The 5,807-nt window shown below is 72.1% G+C and carries 6 protein-coding genes; all 6 read left to right on the top strand.

Annotated elements, in window-relative coordinates:
* Positions 1 to 1,267, top strand: a 1,267-nt coding sequence (mltG, locus tag AOK24_RS05935) for an endolytic transglycosylase MltG (RefSeq protein ID WP_055718995.1), incomplete at its 5' end; no start/stop codon positions are given.
* Positions 1,268 to 1,281: 14 nt separating this feature from the next.
* Complete coding sequence (locus AOK24_RS05930; RefSeq protein ID WP_055718994.1) at positions 1,282 to 2,121, top strand: shikimate dehydrogenase; 840 nt, start codon at positions 1,282 to 1,284, stop codon at positions 2,119 to 2,121.
* A 54-nt stretch (positions 2,122 to 2,175) separates the two neighbouring features.
* Positions 2,176 to 2,487 carry a hypothetical protein gene (locus AOK24_RS47305; protein ID WP_055718993.1) on the top strand — a complete coding sequence of 104 codons (312 nt, stop codon included), beginning with the start codon at positions 2,176 to 2,178 and terminating at the stop codon, positions 2,485 to 2,487.
* A gap of 168 nt (positions 2,488 to 2,655) precedes the next feature.
* Positions 2,656 to 3,840: a chorismate synthase gene (aroC, locus tag AOK24_RS05920; RefSeq protein ID WP_055718992.1), complete on the top strand. Its 1,185-nt coding sequence runs from the start codon at positions 2,656 to 2,658 to the stop codon at positions 3,838 to 3,840.
* The gene (locus AOK24_RS05915) at positions 3,837 to 4,352 is read left to right on the top strand and encodes a shikimate kinase (RefSeq protein ID WP_055718991.1); all 516 of its coding nucleotides are present in this window, start codon (positions 3,837 to 3,839) and stop codon (positions 4,350 to 4,352) included. The genes aroC and AOK24_RS05915 overlap by 4 nt, the downstream gene beginning before the upstream one ends.
* Positions 4,349 to 5,425 carry a 3-dehydroquinate synthase gene (gene aroB / locus AOK24_RS05910; RefSeq protein WP_055718990.1) on the top strand — a complete coding sequence of 359 codons (1,077 nt, stop codon included), beginning with the start codon at positions 4,349 to 4,351 and terminating at the stop codon, positions 5,423 to 5,425. Before AOK24_RS05915 ends, aroB begins: the two co-directional genes overlap by 4 nt.
* The last annotated feature ends 382 nt before the right edge of the window (positions 5,426 to 5,807 follow it).

Here is a 5,807-nt window from a genome sequence, read left to right as displayed (position 1 = left end):
CCCGGAGCCCCCGGCCCGCCGCCGCGACCCCGACCCGGAGCCCGAGCCCGAGCCGCTCGGCGGCATCCTGCCCGAGCCGGACGACGCGCTCGCCGACGAGGCCACGGTTGCCGAGACCGCACCCGAGGAGCGCGGCCGGCGTGCGGGCAAGGGCGGTAAAGGAGGCAAGGGGGACAGCGGCAAGAAGAAGCGCCGCAACGGCGCCGCCTGTCTCGTCGTCGTCCTCGTCTTCGGCGGGGGCATCGCCGGTGTCGCCTACTTCGGCATGCAGTTCTACCAGGACCGCTACGGCGCGTCCCCGGACTACGCGGGCAACGGCACCGACGAGACGGTCTCCGTCACCATCCCGAAGGGCGCCGGGGGCGCGGCCATAGGGCGTGCGCTGAAGGCGGCGGGCGTCGTGAAGAGCGTCGACGCGTTCGTGTCCGCGTACACGCAGAACGCCAAGTCCGGGAGCATCCAGGCCGGTTCGTACGTCCTGAACAAGGAGATGTCCGCCCAGGCGGCCGTCGCGATGATGCTCGACCCCAAGAGCCAGAACAACCTGATCATCGCCGAGGGCACCCGCAACGTCGCGGTCTACGCGCAGATCGACAAGCGCCTCGACCTCTCCGAGGGCACCACCGCGGGCGTCGCGAAGGCGAAGTACAAGGACCTCGGCCTGCCGGACTGGGCGCTGAACCACCCGAACGTGAAGGACCCGCTGGAAGGGTTCCTGTACCCGTCGCGGTACGCCGTGGCCAAGGCGGACAAGCCCGAGACCCTCCTCAAGGAGATGGTGACTCGCGCCAACCAGAAGTACGAGCAGCTCGGGCTGGAGAAGCAGGCCGAGAAGCTCGGGCTCGACGGACCCTGGCAGCTCCTCACCGTGGCGAGCCTCGCGCAGGCCGAGGGCACCAGTCACGACGACTTCCGCAAGATGGCCGAGGTCGTCTACAACCGCCTCAAGCCCGGCAACCCCCAGACGTACGGCTCGCTGGAGTTCGACTCCACGTACAACTACATCAAGAACCAGAGCAAGATCGACCTGACGATCGCCGAGCTCAAGCGGTTCAACAACCCGTACAACACGTACTACGTCAAGGGACTGCCCCCGGGCCCCATCGACAACCCGGGTGACGAGGCGCTGCGGGGCGCCCTCAACCCGACGGACGACGGCTGGTACTACTTCATCTCGCTGGACGGCAAGACCAGCAGGTTCACCAAGACCCTCGCGGAGCACGAGGAACTGGTCGCCGAGTTCAACGAGTCCCGCAAGGGCTCCTGAGAAGGACGGAACCCATGACAGAACGGGCCGCCGGAGCCCGGCGCGCCGCCGTGCTCGGTTCGCCGATCGCGCACTCCCTCTCCCCGGTGCTGCACCGCGCCGCGTACGACGCGCTGGGGCTGACGGAGTGGTCGTACGACCGCTTCGAGGTCGACGAGGAGTCCCTCGCGGACTTCGTCGCCGGGCTCGGCGCGGAGTGGGCGGGGCTGTCGCTGACGATGCCGCTGAAGCGGGCCGTCATCCCGCTGCTGGACGAGATCAGCGAGGCGGCGGCCTCGGTCGAGACCGTCAACACGCTGGTGTTCACCGAGGACGGCCGCAAGGTCGGGGACAACACCGACATCCCCGGCATGGTCGCGGCCCTGCGTGAACGCGGCGTCGAGAAGGTCGACTCCGCCGCGATCCTCGGCGCCGGCGCCACCGCCTCCTCCGCCCTCGCCGCGCTCTCCCGCATCTGCACCGGCGAGGTCGTCGCCTACGTCCGCAGCGAGGCGCGTGCCGCCGAGATGCGGCAGTGGGGCGAGCGGCTGGACATCGAGGTCCGTACGGCGGACTGGGCCGACGCGGCCGAGGGGCTGCGGGCGCCGCTGGTCGTCGCGACGACGCCGGCCGGGACGACGGACCTGCTCTCCCACGCCGTACCGGAGCGCCCGGCGACGCTCTTCGACGTCCTGTACGACCCCTGGCCCACCGAACTCGCCGCCCGCTGGTCGATGTACGGGGGTGCCGTCGTGAGCGGACTGGACCTTCTGGTCCATCAGGCGGTCCTTCAGGTCGAGCAGATGACCGGGCACCGGCCCGCTCCCGTCGACGCGATGCGAAAAGCGGGCGAACACGCGCTCGCCTCCCGCTAAGGTTCCCGGGGGCGCCGCGCAGGGGGCGGGGCGCGCATCGGGGGGAGTACCGCCATGTCCTTGGCGTCCGGCAAGAGCGAGATCTTCCAGTTCGTCCTTCAGTTCCTGCCCGACTGGATCCAGATTCCGGCCCTGTGCCTGATCATCGGGCTCGTGGTGCTGTCCTGGGTCCTGAAGCTGCGCCGCAAGTGGCTGCTGCGGCAGGCCGGCGCGGGCCAGGGGGCCGTCGTCCAGCAGCAGGGGGACGGGACGCGGGGCGCGGACTTCCTCGGGGCGTACGCACCCCGGCAGCCGCAGAGCGAAGGGCCTCGGGGCGCCGACTTCCTGGGGTCGTACGCGCCGCAGAACCGGTCCGAGCGGAGCTGACTCGTTCCTCCCGGTGAGTCCGCTTCGTGGACCGGAGAGCGGGTTCGGCCGGCGGACGTGGGAGGATCGAGGGCGGCGGGGCCGGGACGCGCACCCGGGGTCGCCCGTGCCGTCCGCGTGGACGCGTGGCGGCACAGCGGTACCAGGCGCGAGCACCGAGGAGCATCGTTGAGCAGGCTGCGTTGGCTGACCGCGGGGGAGTCCCACGGTCCCGCACTCGTCGCCACGCTGGAGGGCCTTCCCGCCGGCGTGCCGATCACCACGGAGATGGTCGCGGACCATCTCGCGCGGCGGCGGCTCGGCTATGGCCGGGGCGCTCGGATGAAGTTCGAGCGGGACGAGGTCACCTTCCTCGGCGGTGTCCGCCACGGCCTCACCCTGGGTTCCCCGGTCGCGGTGATGGTGGGCAACACCGAGTGGCCGAAGTGGGAGAAGGTCATGGCGGCCGACCCGGTCGACCCGGCCGAGTTGGCCCAGTCCGCCCGCAACGCGCCGCTGACCCGCCCCCGCCCGGGCCACGCGGACCTGGCCGGCATGCAGAAGTACGGCTTCGACGAGGCCCGCCCGATCCTGGAGCGCGCCTCGGCCCGCGAGACCGCCGCCCGCGTCGCGCTCGGCGCGGTCGCCCGGTCGTACCTCAAGGAGACGGCCGGCATCGAGATCGTCAGCCACGTCGTCGAACTGGCCGCGGCGAAGGCCCCGTTGGGCGTCTACCCGCTGCCCGGCGACGTCGAGAAGCTGGACGCGGACCCGGTGCGCTGCCTGGACGCGGACGCCTCGAAGGCGATGGTCGCGGAGATCGACCAGGCCCACAAGGACGGCGACACGCTGGGCGGCGTCGTGGAGGTGCTCGCGTACGGGGTGCCGGTGGGCCTCGGCTCGCACGTGCACTGGGACCGGCGCCTGGACGCGCGGCTCGCGGGCGCCCTGATGGGCATCCAGGCGATCAAGGGCGTCGAGGTCGGCGACGGCTTCGAGCTGGCGCGGGTGCCGGGGTCGAAGGCGCACGACGAGATCGTCGGCACCGACGAGGGCCTGCGCCGCACCTCGGGGCGCTCCGGCGGCACCGAGGGCGGCCTGACCACGGGCGAGGTGCTGCGGGTGCGGGCGGCCATGAAGCCGATCGCGACCGTGCCGCGCGCCCTGCGGACCGTGGACGTGGCGACCGGTGAGCCCGCGCAGGCGCACCACCAGCGCTCCGACGTGTCGGCGGTGCCGGCCGCCGGGATCGTCGCCGAGGCGATGGTCGCGCTGGTCCTCGCGGACGCGGTCGCGGAGAAGTTCGGCGGGGACAACGTCGTCGAGACGCGCCGCAACGTCCGCTCGTACCTCGACAGCCTCACGATCCGATGAGCGGACCGCTGGTCGTCCTGGTCGGGCCGATGGGCGTCGGCAAGTCCACCGTCGGGCAGCTCCTCGCCGAGCGCCTCGGCGTGCCCTACCGGGACACCGACGACGACATCGTCACCGAGCAGGGCCGCACCATCGCCGACATCTTCGTCGAGGAGGGCGAGCCCGCCTTCCGCGCGATCGAGAAGGCCGCCGTCGAGGCCGCGCTCGCCGGGCACGACGGAGTCCTCGCGCTCGGCGGCGGCTCCATCCTCGACGCCGACACCCGCGCGCTGCTCGCCGGCCGCCGGGTCGTCTACCTCTCCATGGACGTCGAGGAGGCCGCCCGCCGCACCGGCCTCAACGCCGCCCGGCCCCTCCTCGCCGTCAACCCGCGCAAACAGTGGCGCGAGTTGATGGAGGCTCGCCGTCATCTGTACGAGGGGGTCGCCACGGCCGTCGTCGCGACGGATGATCGGACCCCGGAAGAGGTCGCCCAAGCCGCCCTGGACGCACTGGAGTTGAAGGACGTATGACGACGACGCGGATCCACGTCGGCGGCGACACGCCGTACGAGGTGCTGGTGGGCCGTCAACTGCTCGGCGAACTCGCCGGGTTGATCGGTACGAAGGCCAAGCGCGTCGCGGTGATCCACCCCGAGGCCCTCGACGGGACCGGGGACGCGCTGCGCGCCGACCTCGCCGAGCAGGGGTACGAGGCCGTCGCCATCCAGGTGCCCAACGCCGAGGAGGCCAAGACCGCCGAGGTCGCCGCGTACTGCTGGAAGGCGCTCGGGCAGTCCGGGTTCACGCGGACCGACGTCATCGTGGGCGTCGGCGGCGGGGCGACCACCGACCTCGCCGGGTTCGTCGCGGCGACCTGGCTGCGCGGGGTGCGCTGGATCGCCGTACCGACGACCGTGCTGGCCATGGTCGACGCGGCCGTCGGCGGGAAGACCGGCATCAACACCGCCGAGGGCAAGAACCTGGTCGGGGCGTTCCATCCGCCGGCCGGGGTGCTGTGCGACCTCGCCGCGCTGGAGTCGCTGCCGGTCAACGACTACGTGTCGGGGCTCGCGGAGATCATCAAGGCCGGGTTCATCGCGGACCCGGTGATCCTCGACCTGATCGAGGCCGACCCCGAGGCGGCGCGCACGCCGGCCGGGCCGCACACCGCCGAGCTGATCGAGCGGTCGATCCGCGTGAAGGCGGACGTCGTGTCGTCCGACCTCAAGGAGGCGGGGCTGCGGGAGATCCTCAACTACGGGCACACCCTCGCGCACGCCATCGAGAAGAACGAGCGCTACAAGTGGCGGCACGGCGCCGCCGTATCCGTCGGCATGCACTTCGCGGCCGAACTCGGGCGGCTCGCCGGGCGGCTGGACGACGCGACCGCCGACCGGCACCGGACGGTCCTGGAGTCGGTCGGGCTGCCGCTGCACTACCGCTACGACCAGTGGCCCAAGCTGCTGGAGACGATGAAGGTCGACAAGAAGTCGCGCGGCGACCTGCTGCGGTTCATCGTGCTGGACGGACTCGGCAAGCCGACCGTCATGGAGGGGCCCGACCCGGCGGTGCTGCTCGCGGCGTACGGCGAAGTGGGGCAGTAGGGCCCGGAGATCACCTTCGCCCGATTCTCTTTCCACACCGGGCACTTCGGACCGCCCCCGGTCGTTCACCAAACGACGGCCGGGGGCGGTACCGTTCGGTAGGGGGAGCGGGGTCCGCCCGACCGCCTTCGCGCCCCGGAGGCGAACCGAGCCCGCACAGAACGAGACGGAGTGGCACCGGATGCAGCACGCAGTGGGTTCTCCGCTGCCGCCGCCCCACCAGTGGGGGCACGGTCCGGTCGGCTGGTCGCCGGCCGCACAGCATTCGGGGCCGTATCCCTCTCAGCCCTCGCATCCCCACCCGCAGGCGCAGCCGGCGCCGGGCTTCACACCGCCGCAGGTCCCGCAACCGCAGGTCCCGCCGGTCCCCCCGGCCCCGCCG

The organism is Streptomyces niveiscabiei, from assembly GCF_001419795.1.
In the GTDB taxonomy this organism is placed as follows: Bacteria; Actinomycetota; Actinomycetes; order Streptomycetales; family Streptomycetaceae; genus Streptomyces; species Streptomyces niveiscabiei.
Note: the sequence above shows the minus strand (reverse complement) of the source record. Positions and strands in the feature narration are given on the sequence as shown.